At 35.1% G+C, this 16439-nt stretch carries 19 protein-coding genes; 8 read left to right on the top strand and 11 right to left on the bottom strand.

What is annotated here, in order from left to right:
- Nucleotides 1–242: 242 nt before the first annotated feature.
- Nucleotides 243–1646: an oxygen-independent coproporphyrinogen III oxidase gene (gene hemN, locus ACKJXD_RS04210; protein WP_430875625.1), complete on the top strand. Its 1404-nt coding sequence runs from the start codon at nucleotides 243–245 to the stop codon at nucleotides 1644–1646.
- Between the two features lie 91 nt (nucleotides 1647–1737).
- On the opposite strand, the gene rsmC is transcribed toward hemN, so the two are convergent.
- A complete protein-coding gene (gene rsmC / locus ACKJXD_RS04205; protein WP_430875624.1) occupies nucleotides 1738–2778 on the bottom strand; it encodes a 16S rRNA (guanine(1207)-N(2))-methyltransferase RsmC in 1041 nt (346 codons plus the stop codon).
- An 87-nt stretch (nucleotides 2779–2865) separates the two neighbouring features.
- On the opposite strand from rsmC, the gene ACKJXD_RS04200 reads away from it, so the two are divergent.
- The 6 genes from ACKJXD_RS04200 to cyaY all read left to right on the top strand — a co-directional run bounded on the left by ACKJXD_RS04200 (nucleotide 2866) and on the right by cyaY (nucleotide 6136).
- Entirely contained in the window at nucleotides 2866–3270 is a 405-nt protein-coding gene (locus ACKJXD_RS04200) for a DNA polymerase III subunit psi (protein ID WP_220216818.1), read from the top strand.
- The gene (rimI, locus tag ACKJXD_RS04195) at nucleotides 3242–3703 is read left to right on the top strand and encodes a ribosomal protein S18-alanine N-acetyltransferase (protein ID WP_220216817.1); all 462 of its coding nucleotides are present in this window, start codon (nucleotides 3242–3244) and stop codon (nucleotides 3701–3703) included. Before ACKJXD_RS04200 ends, rimI begins: the two co-directional genes overlap by 29 nt.
- A gap of 21 nt (nucleotides 3704–3724) precedes the next feature.
- Entirely contained in the window at nucleotides 3725–4348 is a 624-nt protein-coding gene (locus ACKJXD_RS04190) for a thiamine diphosphokinase (protein ID WP_220216816.1), read from the top strand.
- 81 nt (nucleotides 4349–4429) lie between these two features.
- The gene (locus tag ACKJXD_RS04185) at nucleotides 4430–5194 is read left to right on the top strand and encodes a hypothetical protein (protein ID WP_430875623.1); all 765 of its coding nucleotides are present in this window, start codon (nucleotides 4430–4432) and stop codon (nucleotides 5192–5194) included.
- Between the two features lie 19 nt (nucleotides 5195–5213).
- The gene (locus tag ACKJXD_RS04180) at nucleotides 5214–5729 is read left to right on the top strand and encodes a surface-adhesin E family protein (protein WP_430875622.1); all 516 of its coding nucleotides are present in this window, start codon (nucleotides 5214–5216) and stop codon (nucleotides 5727–5729) included.
- 98 nt (nucleotides 5730–5827) lie between these two features.
- Nucleotides 5828–6136, top strand: a complete 309-nt coding sequence (gene cyaY / locus ACKJXD_RS04175; protein WP_430875621.1) for an iron donor protein CyaY — start codon at nucleotides 5828–5830, stop codon at nucleotides 6134–6136.
- A gap of 88 nt (nucleotides 6137–6224) precedes the next feature.
- On the opposite strand, the gene uvrD is transcribed toward cyaY, so the two are convergent.
- The 7 genes from uvrD to lptM all read right to left on the bottom strand — a co-directional run bounded on the left by uvrD (nucleotide 6225) and on the right by lptM (nucleotide 13544).
- The gene (uvrD, locus tag ACKJXD_RS04170) at nucleotides 6225–8453 is read right to left on the bottom strand and encodes a DNA helicase II (RefSeq protein ID WP_430875620.1); all 2229 of its coding nucleotides are present in this window, start codon (nucleotides 8451–8453) and stop codon (nucleotides 6225–6227) included.
- 190 nt (nucleotides 8454–8643) lie between these two features.
- Nucleotides 8644–9357: a 5-amino-6-(5-phospho-D-ribitylamino)uracil phosphatase YigB gene (gene yigB / locus ACKJXD_RS04165; RefSeq protein WP_294827145.1), complete on the bottom strand. Its 714-nt coding sequence runs from the start codon at nucleotides 9355–9357 to the stop codon at nucleotides 8644–8646.
- Nucleotides 9357–10280: a tyrosine recombinase XerC gene (gene xerC / locus ACKJXD_RS04160; protein ID WP_220216810.1), complete on the bottom strand. Its 924-nt coding sequence runs from the start codon at nucleotides 10278–10280 to the stop codon at nucleotides 9357–9359. Before xerC ends, yigB begins: the two co-directional genes overlap by 1 nt.
- A gap of 9 nt (nucleotides 10281–10289) precedes the next feature.
- Entirely contained in the window at nucleotides 10290–11024 is a 735-nt protein-coding gene (locus tag ACKJXD_RS04155) for a DUF484 family protein (RefSeq protein ID WP_430875619.1), read from the bottom strand.
- A 116-nt stretch (nucleotides 11025–11140) separates the two neighbouring features.
- Nucleotides 11141–11965, bottom strand: coding sequence for a diaminopimelate epimerase (gene dapF, locus ACKJXD_RS04150; protein WP_220216808.1), 825 nt, complete (start codon nucleotides 11963–11965; stop codon nucleotides 11141–11143).
- Nucleotides 11966–12107: 142 nt separating this feature from the next.
- A complete protein-coding gene (lysA, locus tag ACKJXD_RS04145; protein WP_220216807.1) occupies nucleotides 12108–13361 on the bottom strand; it encodes a diaminopimelate decarboxylase in 1254 nt (417 codons plus the stop codon).
- 15 nt (nucleotides 13362–13376) lie between these two features.
- Nucleotides 13377–13544, bottom strand: a complete 168-nt coding sequence (lptM, locus tag ACKJXD_RS04140) for an LPS translocon maturation chaperone LptM (RefSeq protein WP_220216806.1) — start codon at nucleotides 13542–13544, stop codon at nucleotides 13377–13379.
- Nucleotides 13545–13714: 170 nt separating this feature from the next.
- Between lptM and ACKJXD_RS04135 the strand changes: the two genes are divergently transcribed.
- Nucleotides 13715–14050, top strand: a complete 336-nt coding sequence (locus tag ACKJXD_RS04135; RefSeq protein ID WP_220216805.1) for a zinc ribbon domain-containing protein YjdM — start codon at nucleotides 13715–13717, stop codon at nucleotides 14048–14050.
- A 66-nt stretch (nucleotides 14051–14116) separates the two neighbouring features.
- Here the strand turns inward: ACKJXD_RS04135 and ACKJXD_RS04130 are convergent, their stop codons facing one another.
- The 3 genes from ACKJXD_RS04130 to ACKJXD_RS04120 form a co-directional block, all read right to left on the bottom strand.
- Nucleotides 14117–15013 (bottom strand): L-ribulose-5-phosphate 3-epimerase, encoded by an 897-nt coding sequence (locus ACKJXD_RS04130; protein WP_430875618.1) that lies wholly within the window; start codon nucleotides 15011–15013, stop codon nucleotides 14117–14119.
- A gap of 67 nt (nucleotides 15014–15080) precedes the next feature.
- Nucleotides 15081–15725 (bottom strand): 3-keto-L-gulonate-6-phosphate decarboxylase UlaD, encoded by a 645-nt coding sequence (locus ACKJXD_RS04125; protein ID WP_267361259.1) that lies wholly within the window; start codon nucleotides 15723–15725, stop codon nucleotides 15081–15083.
- 19 nt (nucleotides 15726–15744) lie between these two features.
- Nucleotides 15745–16437 (bottom strand): L-ribulose-5-phosphate 4-epimerase, encoded by a 693-nt coding sequence (locus ACKJXD_RS04120; protein ID WP_430875617.1) that lies wholly within the window; start codon nucleotides 16435–16437, stop codon nucleotides 15745–15747.
- Nucleotides 16438–16439 lie beyond the last annotated feature (2 nt).

Here is a 16439-nt window from a genome sequence, read left to right as displayed (position 1 = left end):
ATATAATGCGATGAATTTGTGATAGTTTGGCTGTTAAAATATCAACATCAATCTGTTCCGTCGAATGAATGTACAATCAAATATTTAATAATGAGAGCCAATCATTATGCCTATGTTAATCATGCTTAGTTTATATATTGGACTATTTATTTGTACTTTACTCTATCTTCGAAAAACGAATCGGATTAAATTTCGTGTTAAGGCAAAACAGAAAACGATTTTAAAAGGTCATGGAAAAAGTCATGTCAAAGACAAAATTAGACGAAAATAATAGCTTAGCAGAAGCACAATTGTGGGATCAAAGTTTAATTGAAAAATACAATTATTCAGGCCCACGCTATACTTCTTATCCTACTGCGTTAGAGTTTAATGAAAATTTTAGCCAACAAGACTTTATCTTGTCCGCCACCCGCTTTGCGGATAGACCTTTATCGCTTTATGTTCATATCCCATTTTGCCATAAACTTTGTTATTTTTGTGGGTGTAATAAACTGGTTACCCGACAAACCCAAAAAGTCACCCAATACTTAGATATACTGGAACAGGAAATAGCTTTACGTTCTCAGTTATTTAAAGATCGCACCGTCACTCAAATGCATTGGGGAGGCGGTACACCGACTTTTTTAACGCATGACGAGATTACTCGACTTATTACCTCGTTAAAAAAGCACTTCCATTTTGATACCCATGCTGAACTTTCAATCGAAATCGATCCAAGGGAAATTACCCCACAAACTATTGATCATCTAGCCAATTTGGGCTTTAATCGATTAAGTATGGGGATTCAGGATTTTAATCATGAAATACAGAATTTAATCAATCGTGAACAAGATGAACAACTCATTCGATCCTTGATCCTTCAAGCAAGAAAAAACCGTTTTCATTCAATTAGTTTAGATCTTATTTATGGATTACCTAAACAAACGGTTGACAGTTTTACCGAAACATTGGATAAAGTGATTGATATCTCACCCGATCGTTTAAGTGTCTTTAATTATGCCCATTTACCTAGCCGATTTGCAGCACAACGCAAAATTAAAGACCACGATTTACCTAATGCTCATGCAAAATTACAGATTTTACAGACCAGTATTCAAAAGTTAACCCAAGCAGGGTATCGCTTTATTGGTATGGATCATTTTGCAAAACCGACTGACGAACTGGCAATTGCCCAGCAGCAAAATAAATTACATCGAAATTTCCAAGGTTATACTACCCAAGGGGAGGCAGATTTATTAGGGCTTGGCGTATCAGCAATTAGTATGCTGGGTGATAGTTATGCACAAAATCAAAAAGATCTTAAACTTTATCAACAACAAGTTGAATTAAGTGGTAATGGTTTATGGAAAGGGTTTTCCTTAAAAGAAGATGATAAAATTCGTCGTGATGTGATAAAACAGCTTATTTGTCATTTCTATTTAGATAAACAAGCGATTGAACAGCATTATCAAATCCGATTTGATCACTATTTTGCCGAAGATTTAACCTTGCTTGACCCATTAGTCAAAGATGGATTAGTCACAGTAACAGACGATGCCATTATTGTTAATCCTAAAGGCCATCTGCTTATCCGTAATATTTGCATGTGTTTTGATAGCTATATGAGACAACAAGCACGGCAACAGCAGTTTTCAAGAGTGATTTAGTCGCTAGTCATCCTCCCCCCTCTTTCGATGATATGTTAAAGGCAAAGTTACGGTAAAAACCGTAACTTTTTTGCTTGCGTGGAATTATCAGTTAATGACAAGCTAAATAAACTCTAAATTTTGTTGTTTGTGCAATGACTTCAACGCTTTTGAAGGTTTCGTCTAAAATAGCTTGATAAGGCAAAAATGAGTTTGCCACAATACAAAGGTAACCATTTAATTTTAAATGTTTTTTCGCCTCTTTAATCAGTGTGTTTACTGCCGTATAACTGGTTTCTTTACCATCATGAAAAGGGGGATTAGACACAATAAGATGATATTTATCATTAATATTTGAAAATACATCGCTGGCAACAACCGTTGCATCAATATGATTGGCATTTATCGTTGCTTTACTTGATTCAATGGCAGCCACGCTAACATCAGACAAAGTAAGATTGATTTCAGGATACAATTTACCCAACACGGTTGATAACACCCCTGCTCCGCATCCTACATCTAACACATTGCCTTTAATAATATCAGCATGATCAACTAACGCATTTATTAGCAGTTCACTTCCGGCATCTAATCCTTTTTGACTAAATACGCCCGGTAAACTCTTAATTTCAATATCTTGATCTTCAATGGATAAATGATAATTTAACCACCATTCACTAAGATCAAATGCCAAACGACTTTCAGCTTGAAAATGATACAAACCACAACGCCTTGCGCTGTCAATTTTTTGGATGACACCAAAATCAGCGAGAAGCGACTCAACACTTTTCACCCCCGTTCGATTTTCACCAACAATAAAGATATCACTATCTTTTGGCATATTATTTAATAGATAAGAGAGCTGAAATTGGGCTTCGCTTTTTGTTTTTGGCCAATAATAGATTAACGTATTCATGCCGTTATAAAAATCTTTATCAGGCAGAAGAGAAAAATCGATTTCAGTGCCTTTGCGACTATTTTTTAGACGCAAATAGGTATGAAATTGTGAACAATGAATTTTAACTTGATTAGCAGCAATAACGATGGGATAACTATCTTGGATATCGCCAGCAATAATAATATTTTTATCGCTAAATAATGTTTGGTGGCGTTCAAGTACTTGACTTGCAGGAGTAAAAGCGGATGTTGCCATAATGCCTCAATGAAAAACCTTTATAAATTGATGCAATGATTATACAATTAACTAACTTTAATCTCTAATAAAAACATAAATTGAATAATGGCTCAGCTTGATTGGTATTTACAGCAATGTAATATAACGCAATATGTATTGCGTAATGCGCATGTTTTTAAAGGTGAAATAGCGACACATATCAGCGATAATATCCGTTTAATTGTTGTTGCTGACAACAAACCTAATCAAAAAATTTATTATGATATTTTGAATGCAATCGGTCTTAAGGAAGATCAGGTTTTAGTGTTAACACCCGCACAATTAATCATGCCTGCAAACGAAGTAAATACAGTTATTTGGTTTATCGATATAAAGCCGGATAATTCTTGGGTAAATCCACTTATTATCGAAACAGTTAATTTGGATCTTTTAGCAACTCAACCGAAACAAAAACGCCAACTTTGGCAACAATTATGTCAATATGAAAACTATTTCCACCCTGAGCACTGATGATTTAGAAGAAGTTTATAAAATTGAATTACTATGTCATGCTATACCTTGGTCAAAAAAAACATTAGCTTCTAATCAAGGCGAACATTACTTAAATCTGAAAGTTGAAATTAACCATCAAATTGTTGGATTTTGTATCTGCCAAAACGTTGCCGATGAAGCAAACTTATTTAACATAGCAATTCATCCTCAATTTAGAGGGCAAGGACTAGCTAAAGATTTATTGAATAACTTAATTGAACGCTTATTACAAATCACTTCACCCCATGTTATTAAAACATTATGGTTAGAAGTGAGAGAATCAAATTATCCAGCAATTGAGTTGTATAATTCTGTCGGATTTAATGAAATAACAGTTCGAAAAAATTATTACCCAACCGTTAGTGGTGAACAAGAAGATGCAATTATTATGGCCTATACATTAGCTTTATAAAAAAGCCTAAAGGAAATAACAATGACGCAACGTAAAGCTCTTTTGTTTGTTAATGGTGAAATACCTAAAAACTTTCCTAACGATCTAGATAACTATAACCATATTGCTTGCACAGATGGAGCTTATCATAATTATTTATCTCGCACTGCTATTGTACCTGAATTTATTATTGGAGACTTAGATAGCTTAAATAAACAGGAAAAAATACCTCATTCCATTAAAATAATCCAAACGCCAGATCAGAATTATACTGATTTCGAAAAAGCAATTTTATTTTTAGCAGACAAAGGCGTTACACAATTTATAATATATGGCGCTTCAGGGAATGCTAGCGATCATTTTCTGGGTAATCTTTCAGTCGCAATGAAGTACTATCAAAAATATGATTTTATGTTCTATGATAATTTTGGTCGCTTCTTTTTTGCTAACCATCAACATCAGATAAAAAATGTTAAAAATCATACGATTTCATTAATTCCATTGTCAAAAGTCAACCATTTAACAATTACTGGTTTTCAATACCCTTTAGAAAACCAAACTCTCACTTTTGGTGGCTTAATCAGTTTAAGAAATAAAGCAATATCCGATACAGTTAAAATCTCTTTTAAAAATGGAAATTTACTCGTTTTCATTGAAGATTTATAACGTAAAGATTGACTGCAATATTTACAGTACTTTACAATATCATAATAATTTCTTAATAAATATTTGTCCAAGGACACGATTATGCTTTTAAAAAAACTTTCTGTGTTTGTCGGTGCATTACTTATTTCATGTATCACATTAGCACAGCAAGAGATGAATCTAAAAAAAACAGATCAAGTATTTGATGCTTTTTTACAGTGCGATAAACAGTTTTTTAAAAAGTTAGCAGAAAATAAAATTTCATTTAATCACTATGTTGATGTAACAACTTCAGATAATGTTACCTATATTTCAGTTGAATCTATAAAAAATGGAGAAGAAAATAAGGTCACATTCAAAAAAGTTTATCCATATCATGGTTTAACCGTTTCAGGCTATCGAAATTTAAATATTTCGACCGCTACATCCGGTAAATTCTATTATTGGGGATTTATTTTGGATAATTCCGTTGAAGAAGTGAAAAAGACATTAACGGATATTAATTGGCAAAAATACAATTCCAACATTTATAATGCAAATGCTAAAATTTATGAAATCAAATCTCATTCTTATAGTTGGCAAGATAATCCTTATTCTATCGATAATGTTATTCCCAAAATTGGTAGTGCTGAAAAATCACTATTTTTAGAAATGCTTCCTAACAATCAAAGTCAATTAACTTGCTCTCTTCAAGGAGACGTAGACAAAACACTTCTATACAGTATACGTCCGGATATAAAAGTTATTGTAAAGAAAATGGAAATTGAACATAAAGAGAGTTCTAAAAAAATAAAACAGCTAAAAGAGTTAGACTATAAAAAACAACCTCAAAATGAGGTTTATATTAACTTACAAAAACAAAGCTAAAAAAGGAGATAAAATTCAAATGAAAAAATTAGGATTATTATTATTTCTTTTTACTTTTTCAGTACTTAGTGAACCGTATATAACAAAATCAAAAGCTGAAACTAAAGTTGATATGAATAAAGAATATGAGAAGTTGAAAAATTCCAGTATTGGTGAACAATTTATTCCAATTTATAAAAGCTATGAAAATAATTCAATCGGCTACGCTTTTATTAATAAAAGTTCTGTTAAATTGCATCCTTATAACAAAAATATTCGTGTGTTTGATAAAGTAATTAATTATATTCCTGCATTAAATCATGCTACCGATGATGGCTCACATATCCCGTATCATTCTGAAGTAATTGAACAATATGCTAATTGCGATAACATGGAAATTGCTAATGGTAAGTCACAATATTATGCAAACTATTTTGGAGACGGAAAGTTGATTTATAGTCATCAAGCGATTAACCGCTGGCAATCAACGACGCTGGGAACAAATCAACGTGTCTTTCTCATTATTGCTTGTTCCTTACCGCTTATAAATGAATAACAGCCAATGTTGTCTGCTGCAATACTTCATTAAGTAGCAGACATCGGGGCTTTATGCTAATATCGTGACATTCCCTATCTTGAAATGATTAAAGCTAAATGAACATTACACAATTTCGAACATTAACTGAACAATTATTTAATAATATTGAAGTTTACCTGGATGATTATTCAGAAGAGCATGACATTGATATCGATTATGAAACAAATGGAAATGTGATTACTATTAGCTTTCCAAACAGTAGTAAAATCATAGTAAATACACAAGAACCGTTATATCAAGTATGGTTAGCAACCTCTAAACAAGGATATCATTTTGATTATATTGATGATCAATGGATTTGTAGCCGTACTAACCAAAATTTTAAAACTGTTTTTTCGGACTCGGTAGCAGAACAATCAAATTAAAACTCATTTAATACAACTAAAAAGGATCGATATTGATAATATGGATCCCTTCTATTCATAGCAATTAGCGGTAATCGCAAACATCCAATTAAAGCAAGGTTAAATTAGCTAACTTAATAACGAGCCATTTGATTCCTTCGTTAACAAAAGCGATTTGAACACGTCGGTGATCACCTTCACCATCAAGATTGATTATTGTGCCTTCACCAAAACGATGATGTTTAACTTTTCTACCTAAGGTATATCCATCACTTTCGCGACTTTTATCCAGATAAGATTGTCTACGATTCTGTTGAAATTGCTTTTCTTGACGGATTTGAGCTGATTGACCTTCTGGTGGTGCAAAGAATCCACGATAACTGATTTCATTTAATCTTTCGATTGGCAATTCAGCTAAAAAACGAGAAGGTAAGTTACGTTCTTCACGACCATAAAGGCGTCTTAATTCACATAACGATAAGGTTAAATGCTTGCGTGCTCGTGTAATACCGACATAAGCGAGGCGCCTTTCTTCTTCCATTCTGTCAATGTCTAGTGCTGAACGCTGTGCTGGAAACAGCCCTTCCTCAAGCCCCACAATAAAGACATTATCAAATTCAAGTCCTTTTGCGGCATGTAATGTCATCAATTGAACAGAATCTTGTTCTTTTAACACATCTCGGCTTTCTAACGATGTATAAGCTAAAAATGATTCAAGCACGGTTAAGGTCTGACCGGTTTCACTATCTTCAATCACGGTATTTTCATTATTACGATAAAACTGTTCAGCTGCCGACACTAACTCTTCAAGATTTTCAAGTCGAGATTGTCCTTTAATGCCTGGCTCTTGCTCATACATTTGTTGGATTCCTGACGATTTGATTAGGAAATCAAGTTGTTGATAAAACGGCATTTGTGCGACTTCATCATAAATTGATCCCATAAGTTCAAGAAAACGGCTTACCCCAGATCGCTGCCGTTCAGTTAATCCATTCATTTGAATTAACATCAAGCACGCATTCCATAATGAAATATTATTTTGTTTGGCTGTTAATCTGATTTTATCAAGGGTCACATTACCGATACCCCGCGTTGGTGTATTCACCGTTGCTTCAAATGCCATATCGTTATCGTGATCATGTAGAAGCCGTAAATAAGCAAGTGCTAACTTGACTTCTTGCCGTTCATAAAACCGAATCGACCCATAAATCTGGTAAGGTAAACCTGCTTGTAATAGTGTGTCTTCAAAAAGTCGAGACTGCACATTATTGCGGTATAAAATGGCACAACTGGAATATTTTTCACCAGCATCATGGTGTTTTTTTATCTGCCCAATAACAAATCTGGCTTCATCAATATCATTGAAACCGACATAGAGAGAAATCTTTTCGCCTTCACTGCGATCTGTCCACAAATTCTTACCTAATCGATTCTGATTTTTAGCAATAAGTTTATTAGCGGCATCTAAAATCGTACTGGTTGAACGATAATTTTGCTCTAATCGAATAATTTCGGTTTCTGGAAAATCATTAATAAAGAGTTGTAAATTATCAGCATTCGCACCACGCCAACTATAAATTGATTGGTCATCATCGCCAACAATCATGACATTAGCTGTTGTACCGGCTAATTTTTTTACTAAACAATATTGAATATGATTCGTATCTTGGAATTCATCAATTAAAATATTTGAAAAACGATGTTGGCAGTAACTTAATACATCTTTGTCACTGCACAATAATTCATAAGCACGTAAAATAAGCTCCGAAAAATCAACATAGCCAACTCTGTCACAAATTGCTTGATAGTCATTATAGATGGTCTGCCACATTATCTGCTTAGGATCTTCAGGTATCAGATCTTTAGCGCGTAAGCCTTTCTCTTTTTGATTAGAAATAAAACTTGCACACTCTTTTGCTGACCACTGTTTTTCATCAATTTTTAATTCACGAAAAATCCGTTTAATAAGGCGGATCTGATCTTCAGTATCGATCAATTGAAAATTGGATGGTAATTTAGCTTGCTGAGAGAACATGCGTAATAAACGGTGGGTTAATCCATGAAATGTTCCAACCCACATACCATTAAAATAACCTTCACCAATGAGATGTTGTATACGCTCTTGCATTTCAGCCGCAGCTTTATTGGTGAATGTAACGGCAAAAATGGAATGAGGCGAATAATGTTTTTCAATACAAAGCCATGCAATACGATGAACGAGTACCCGTGTTTTTCCACTACCAGCACCGGCAAGCACAATGGTGTATTGATTGTCGGTGGTCACCGCATCTTTCTGTTCGGTATTAAGGTCGTCTAATAATGATTGTTTTTTTTCCATTATGTTAAAACCTGTAGTAATCATAGCAATTCTTGATAGGTTTTGAATTTAAACCTATATCAATCAATTCTTTTCAGTTAATCTGTCGTGCTTAGGTTGTCATCAAAAAGGATGTAAAGATAGGCGTAATTTTAAAGCAATTGATGATGATCGTGTAGCTTACTGTCTATTTATACATATTTAAAATAAATTATAGCAGATTATCCAGTTCTGATAAATGATTGATTTCAATATGCGGCAAACATCTGGCATCACCAAGATGATAAATATCTTGCCCATAAATATTAATCCAACAGGCTAATAAACCATTATTTACTGCGCCGTTAACATCTGTTAATAGATTATCACCGATATGTAAAACGTGCTTTGCTGGTACGGCTAACTTGTTAACGGCCAAATTGAATATCTCAGGAAAAGGTTTAGAACGACCATCCGCCCCACCCCGCAGTGAAAATTGAAAGTAATCACTTAATCCTATTTTATGAATATCCACATTGCCATTGGTGATCACCGCTAAGGGTATTTTACTGGCAAGTGTTGCCAATAATCGATGCGTTGATTCAGAGATTTGCATTTTATGACGCCAAAAGTTAAAGCACGCCATAGATTGCTGAACGATATCATCAATTTTAAATGTGGATACCCCCATTTTAAGGAGTAGAGATTTAATCGTTTCGATTCGCCAAATAACTACATCGTGATAGATTTCGGGATTTAGAGCTAATACCTGTTGTTTTTCAGTATGAAGATCTGACAAGGTGATGTTTTTTAGCTGTTCATGTTGTCTTAATGTTTTGATGATTTCATCTTCAGCTCTTTCAACAATCATGCTGTTGTCATATAACGTATCATCAAGATCAAATGTCATCGCTTGAATGCGGTTAATTGATCGGTAAAAACGCATTACTTTCTTCCTCTTTTTGCTCTTGGATGTGCAGAATCATAAACATCTGATAAATGTGAAAAATCAAGGTGAGTATAAACTTGAGTGGTTGACAAATCGGCATGTCCGAGTAACTCTTGCACCGCACGCAAATCTCGACTGGATTCTAACATATGGGTCGCAAAAGAGTGACGCAATTTATGCGGATGAATATGCGAACTTAATCCCTGCTTGATTCCCCACTCTGCGAATCTTTTTTCAACATTTCTTGGTGAAATTCGACGCCCCAATTTTGATATAAATAAAGCATCATCTTGAGGCTCTAAAAAATCTCTCATTGATAACCAATGTTTAATCCATTTAATCGATTCTCTGCCAAGTGGTAATTTTCGTTCTTTATTACCTTTCCCTATCACACGTATTTCACCATCGATTAAGTTCAATTCTCGGCAATTAATATTGACTAATTCAGATAGGCGAAGACCTGAACCGTACATAACTTCAAGCATTGCTCGATCACGGACAGATAAAGGATCATTATACTCAATATTAAGTAATTGATTAATTTCATCAATATCGATATTTTTGGGAAGATGTTGCCCTACTTTGGGATTTAACACGCCACGAGCAGGATTAGCCTTCATTAACCCATTTTTAACCATCCAATCACAAAAACTTCGTAATGCCGATAACCTTAATGACAAGCTTCTTGCTTGTAAACCTGCTTGTTTACTTCTGCCGATTAATAAACGAACCGCTGACGAATCGAGATCTTGCCAATTGAATATTTCTGCTGTTTTTGCTAATTCAATAATGGCATAGAGTTGACGTCGATAATTGATTTGCGTGTTTAAACTGAGTTGTCTTTCGGATTTTAAGTAATTTAAAAATTGTTCAACTGGCTTAGTTAATAATGCAATATGCTCTTGATTAGGATTATTCATTAGTTGTCCTTATCTTCTTCGCATAATCCACCTTTCAATCAATATTGGCAATACTTCACTTATTTTTTCTAATAAAAGTGTCCCTTGTCCAGATTGATAATGATGTGGATTAGCACTAGTAAATATTAATATGCCTAAGTCGCCAAATTTCCCTAACAATGATAAAGCAACCGAACCAACATTGTTACGTTCAGGTATTAAGAAATCTAATTCAGTTGCATTTAAAGTACCTAAATATTGATAGCTATATTGCAAATGCCGGACACGAATAAAATCGAATTGGGAAGCATTTAACGCAAAATGATGATAATTTGATGGTGCACTTAATAACCATTTATCGTCAAAAAGATAAAGATATGCTCCATTTAATCCCAACGATTTTGCCCATAAACTAAGTAATTGCACTAATTCATTAGGGTCAGATGCTTGAATCAATTGAATCTGAAGATTTAATAATTGACTAAACAGCTGCTCATTTGCCGTAGCATGTTCCATTAACAGCGTAATTTCAGATTCAAGCTGTTTTATTTTATTACGTTGTCTTGCCATATGCCACTCCGTTAGGGAAACTGCACCACGGACTGGATGAGGTACTTGCATACTCTCTATTTGACTAGCATTGCGAATAAAAAAATTCGGATTTTGAATTAGAAACTGGCTAACTGCTTCATCATTTAATTTAACCTGCTGAAATCGTTGGTTAATAGCTTTAGCTTTTGAATTCTGCCTTTTTTTAACAACCATAATTAATGTCTATTTATTTGTTTTTAGAAATTAAAGTTAACCAATTTGTTCTATTTTATTATTAAACTTGATTTGTTTTAGAAAATAAATCAATTAAATTTTTTTATAAGTTAGATTTAAAAAGAGATAAAACCATCATAAACATGTGTTGCTGGCCCCGTCATATAAAGTGGTTGATTTTCGCCTTTCCACTCAATCAGCAATTTGCCCCCCGGTAAATTGACATTTACAGTCGGATTTAACAAGCCTTGATTAATTCCTACCGCGACCGCTGCACACGCACCAGTCCCACATGCTTGGGTTTCACCGACTCCACGTTCGAATACGCGCAAATTGATGTTGTTACGATCGATGATATGCATAAATCCAATATTTGCCCGTTCAGGAAAACGTTCGTGTTGCTCTAATAGTGGCCCCAGCGTACTCACTTGAGCAGTTAAGATATTATCGACTTGTATTACACAATGTGGATTACCCATTGAGGCAACTCCACATAAAATGGTTTGTTCTTGTGCTCTGATAATGTAGGTTTTTTCTTCTTTGATCGCTTTAAAAGGCACTTTATTTGGCTCAAAAATAGGTACCCCCATGTTCACTCGAACGGTTTCATCATCGTTAACAGTTAAAACAATGTTCCCTTTCATGGTACTGACTTTTAACACGCGTTTTTTGGTCAGGCCTTTCAAACGAACAAAACGCGCAAAACAGCGCGCGCCATTACCACATTGTTGAACTTCTGTCCCATCCGAATTAAAAATACGATAGTGAAAATCGCTATCAGGTGAATAAGGCGGTTCAACAATCAGTAACTGATCAAACCCAATACCGGTATATCTATTAGCCAGACGCTTAATTAAATCCGGAGATAGATGAACATTTTGCGTTACCGCATCAATAACCATAAAGTCATTTCCCAGTCCATGCATTTTTGAAAAGTTCATCATCATCTACCTTTTATCATCAAAGATTACTATATCTTTAATAACTGTTTATTGATTCGTTTTATTTTAAAAACGTCATAAACAACTTATTAAGATTCATCATTCTTGTTTAACCAGTTATAACCTATACATTAATGGATAGCTAAAACACGTGTTCTCCACGCCATAAGTCGTCAAACGTTTCGCGTTGACGAATCAACTTATGCTGTTGTTGATCAATCAGCATCACTTCTGCTGGGCGAGGATGGCTGTTGTAATTTGAAGCCATGCTGAACCCATAAGCACCTGCGCTACATATCACGACTAAATCATCTTGTTTGACAGATAGCTCACGTTGATAAGCAAGTACATCACTTGATTCACAAATCGGCCCAACAACGTTGTATATAAAGGTTTTATCTTCCGCTTGTTGCTCTTTTTCGGGTAATATACGCATCCAAGCTTCATAAAGCGCTGGACGAATTAAATCATTCATCCCCGCATCGACTATTGCAAAATGGTTATCATCTTGATGTTTAGTGTATTCCACTTTCGTAATGAGTAAACCTGCATTAGCCACTATTGAACGCCCCGGTTCAAATATTACTTCGAGATCTGGATAATGCGCTAATTTTTTCAATAATTCAGTCACCAGTAGCGATGCCGTTGGTGGTTGCTCATCATCATAACAAACGCCTAACCCGCCACCTAGATCAATATGTTGTATCTGAATATTTTCTGATTTTAATTTATCGACTAATAAAAGTATACGTTCAGCGGCATCCAAAAACGGCGATAACTCGGTGAGTTGCGAGCCGATATGACAATCAATACCAACAATGTTAATATTGGATAATGCTTTTGCTTGACGGTACACCTCAATCGCTAATTGGTAACTAATACCAAATTTGTTTTCTCGTAAACCGGTTGAAATATACGGATGCGTTTTTGCATCAACATCGGGATTAATTCTTAAAGATATAGCAGCGACTTTACCAAGACGTTTTGCAATATCATTGATTCGATATAATTCTGCTTCTGATTCAACATTGAAGCATTTTATACCTACTTGTAAGGCTCGTTCAATTTCGACAATGGATTTCGCCACGCCCGAAAAGACAACTTTTTTGGGATCTGCACCCGCTTTGAGTACTCGTTCTAGCTCACCTTGTGAAACAATATCAAACCCTGAACCTAACTTAACTAACAACTGTAATACCGCTAAGTTACTATTCGCTTTGACCGCATAACAAATTAAGTGTTTACGATGAGTAAGTGCATGCTTGTAAGCTAAAAACTGCTGAGTGATATAGTCAGCAGAATAGACATATAAAGGGGTACCATATTGTTTGGCTAAATCATCAATAGCAATTTGATCAGCCAATAAATGACCATTTTGATAATGCAAAAAATTCATTGTTTCTTTCCTAACTTAAGCAACTTTATTTATTATTTGTTCTTGATTCAAACTATTCATAGTTGTTTGGTCTGTTTGATTATTGGATGCTTCTGTAGGATGATATAAAGGCCCTTTTAGACCGCACCCCACAATAGATAAAATGAGCAAAAACATCGAAAGTAATTTTATTAATGATTTCATATAATATTCACAATATTCTAGATTTTTATGATAACGACTATATTACACGATAGCCCTAATCGTGCAAAGCGCTAATAATAGGTTTGCCAAAGAACAAGGCAAAATCTAAAGTCAGGGAATTTGATAATAATTATGCTATAATTAAACTTTTTAATACGACAGGAAACAAGATGGAATCAACAAATCACTGCCCTACCTGTGGATCAGAATATACTTATCCCGACGGTAATTTAATTGTCTGCTCAATGTGTGCTCATGAGTGGGATCCTAATCAAGCAACGACTGAATCATCTCAACGTGAAGTGAAAGACAGCAACGGTAATTTATTAGCGGATGGCGATGATGTATTATTGATTAAAGACCTTAAATTAAAAGGTTCATCGACTGTGCTAAAAAAAGGGGCAAAAGCGAAAGGGATTCGTTTAGTCGACGGTGATCATGAAATTGATTGTAAAATCGATGGCATGAAAATTATGCTTAAAGCCTGTTTTGTCAAAAAAGCTTAATGCATTGAATGCTTCATCTTTTTCAATAAGATGAAGCGTTGATTTACAATCAAATCATGTTTGATTTTATATTGAATTAAATATAGGAAATCCTGCCTGTTCGCCAATTGCCTTTAATCTTTTTTGAGCTGTGATAATATTTTCTTTCCATTTATCATCTTTTGCCCACATCTCAATGACTAACGGTGCTGAATAGTTCATCATTTTAAGTGTTTTAAGTATGGAAAGAAAATCAACCTCACCTTCACCAATGACAAGATCTCTAAATTGTCCTGAATAATTCTTTTTCACTTTTAAGGTGTCTTTCAGATGAATTTGGACGATATGATCACGACTTAACAATAGCTCAGTACATGTATCGTAGTTCCAACCCGTGATATTTCCAACATCAGGATAAGCCATGAAGTAAGGGGAATTCACATCCCGTTTTAAAATTTCAAATTTACTGAGTGAATTTAGGTAATTAGTATCCATAATTTCAACTGCCAACATTATCCCAACTTTTTCCGCTTGTTTAGCTGACCATTGCATACCTTCAATAAAACGTTGGTGAGTCTTGTTATTGGCTGGTTCATAATAGACATCATACCCTGCTAACTGAATCACTCGTATTCCAAGCTTATAAGCCAAACAAAGCGCTTTATTCATGATGTCTTTAGCTTGGTTGCGGACTGTTTCATCTGCTGAGCCAAACGGATATTTACGATGTGCACTTAAACACATTGAATGTAGTGGTATTTGATTTTGCTCACATAATCGTTTTAGTGCATAGATTTCGTCATCAGACCAATCGAGCCTTGCTCGACGCTCATCTGATTCATCTATTGATATCTCAATAAAATTAAATCCTAATGATTTTGCTTCCTGCAATTTTTGTTGCCATGAAAGTTCATTAGGCAATGCCTTTTCATAAATACCAATATGATTGGTCTGTAGAGTGGGATCGATTGCAAATGTTGACATAGTTAAAACCTGCTCATATCTTTATTATTTTAAAAATGCAGTCGCCGTAACGACTGCAATCTATCACTTACCAATATTTTGCTATTTGCTCTCTTAATGCTTGAGCCGTTTTTTTACCATTTTCATTGGCAAGAGCTCGACCAGCAATGAAGGCTTTGGTTTTAATGCCAGCAAACAAGTGGATATCTTCCGGTACAATTCCGCCTGTGATTGAAAGTTCTAGTCCTAAATCTGAAAGCTGACGCATTTTAACCAAATCCTCCTCACCCCAACCTACGCCAGCTAATTCCGCATCTCGAGAACGGTGATAAATTGCCTGTTTTATCCCCAATTTACGCCAAGCTTTTGCATCTTCTAATGTCCAATGCCCATACAATTCGATTTGGATTTCGCCTTTAAACTCATCGGCGACTTTCTTACATGCTTCAACCGTGGCTATGTGCGCAGCTGCCGATACGGTTAACCAATTAGCGCCAGCAGAAAAAGCCATTTTTGCTAATATTGCTCCGCCATCGGTAGTTTTTAAATCACAGACTAAAATATGATCGGGATAAAGTTGTCGTAATGTTTTTACACTTTCCATGCCTGCCCCAAATGCAAGAATAGTGCCGACTTCAATAATGTCGACAAATCCTGACACATTTTTAGCAACATCTAATGCTGGTTTTAATTCAGTTTGATCTAAGGCGATTTGTAATTTAGGTGCTGTCATTTTTATTTCCTTGTTCATTTTATTTTTGACCGTAATAAGCGTTTGCGCCATGTTTGCGAAAATAGTGCTTATCAGATAAGGTTTGTTGTATTTTAATGGTTTGATTGAGCTGACGAGTTGCAATTGCCATCATAGCGACTTCTTCCAGTACCACAGCATTATGTACGGCATCGATAGCATTTTTTCCCCAACAAAATGGAGCATGTCCAGAAATCACAGCGCCAGGCATGGCTTTTGGATCCACGCCTCGACGCTTGAACTCCTCAATAATGACAAGTCCTGTATTTTTCTCATAATCGGTAGCAATTTCAATATCGGTTAACCGACGAGTACAAGGTACATCACCATAAAAGTAATCGGCATGCGTTGTACCTAAGGCTGGGATGTCTAATTCTGCTTGAGCCCAGATAGTGGCATACCGCGAGTGGGTATGGACAATGCCACCAATATTTTCAAATGCTTTATAGAGTTCAAGATGTGTGGCTGTATCACTGGACGGATTGAGTTTGCCTTCTACAATTTCCCCTGTTAATGAAAGCACAACAATGTCATCTACAGTCATCGCACCGTACTCAACACCTGAAGGCTTTATGGCAATAACGCCTTTTGTTCGATCAATTTCTGATACGTTGCCCCAAGTAAAAGTAACCAGATTATATTTAGGTAACAGTAAATTAGCGTGTAAAACCCTTTCTTTTAAAGCTTGATACATAA

The sequence above is a fragment of the Gilliamella sp. G0441 genome (genome assembly GCF_050589305.1).
GTDB lineage: Bacteria > Pseudomonadota > Gammaproteobacteria > Enterobacterales > Orbaceae > Gilliamella.
This window is presented reverse-complemented; position numbering and strand designations above follow the sequence as displayed.

Coding starts and splice junctions, on each gene's coding strand:
- hemN (WP_430875625.1), top strand. CDS start 243: ATGTCAAAGACAAAATTAGACGAAAATAATAGCTTAGCAGAAGCACAA.
- rsmC (WP_430875624.1), bottom strand. CDS start 2,778: ATGGCAACATCCGCTTTTACTCCTGCAAGTCAAGTACTTGAACGCCAC.
- ACKJXD_RS04200 (WP_220216818.1), top strand. CDS start 2,866: ATGGCTCAGCTTGATTGGTATTTACAGCAATGTAATATAACGCAATAT.
- rimI (WP_220216817.1), top strand. CDS start 3,242: ATGAAAACTATTTCCACCCTGAGCACTGATGATTTAGAAGAAGTTTAT.
- ACKJXD_RS04190 (WP_220216816.1), top strand. CDS start 3,725: ATGACGCAACGTAAAGCTCTTTTGTTTGTTAATGGTGAAATACCTAAA.
- ACKJXD_RS04185 (WP_430875623.1), top strand. CDS start 4,430: ATGCTTTTAAAAAAACTTTCTGTGTTTGTCGGTGCATTACTTATTTCA.
- ACKJXD_RS04180 (WP_430875622.1), top strand. CDS start 5,214: ATGAAAAAATTAGGATTATTATTATTTCTTTTTACTTTTTCAGTACTT.
- cyaY (WP_430875621.1), top strand. CDS start 5,828: ATGAACATTACACAATTTCGAACATTAACTGAACAATTATTTAATAAT.
- uvrD (WP_430875620.1), bottom strand. CDS start 8,453: ATGGAAAAAAAACAATCATTATTAGACGACCTTAATACCGAACAGAAA.
- yigB (WP_294827145.1), bottom strand. CDS start 9,357: ATGCGTTTTTACCGATCAATTAACCGCATTCAAGCGATGACATTTGAT.
- xerC (WP_220216810.1), bottom strand. CDS start 10,280: ATGAATAATCCTAATCAAGAGCATATTGCATTATTAACTAAGCCAGTT.
- ACKJXD_RS04155 (WP_430875619.1), bottom strand. CDS start 11,024: ATGGTTGTTAAAAAAAGGCAGAATTCAAAAGCTAAAGCTATTAACCAA.
- dapF (WP_220216808.1), bottom strand. CDS start 11,965: ATGAACTTTTCAAAAATGCATGGACTGGGAAATGACTTTATGGTTATT.
- lysA (WP_220216807.1), bottom strand. CDS start 13,361: ATGAATTTTTTGCATTATCAAAATGGTCATTTATTGGCTGATCAAATT.
- lptM (WP_220216806.1), bottom strand. CDS start 13,544: ATGAAATCATTAATAAAATTACTTTCGATGTTTTTGCTCATTTTATCT.
- ACKJXD_RS04135 (WP_220216805.1), top strand. CDS start 13,715: ATGGAATCAACAAATCACTGCCCTACCTGTGGATCAGAATATACTTAT.
- ACKJXD_RS04130 (WP_430875618.1), bottom strand. CDS start 15,013: ATGTCAACATTTGCAATCGATCCCACTCTACAGACCAATCATATTGGT.
- ACKJXD_RS04125 (WP_267361259.1), bottom strand. CDS start 15,725: ATGACAGCACCTAAATTACAAATCGCCTTAGATCAAACTGAATTAAAA.
- ACKJXD_RS04120 (WP_430875617.1), bottom strand. CDS start 16,437: ATGTATCAAGCTTTAAAAGAAAGGGTTTTACACGCTAATTTACTGTTA.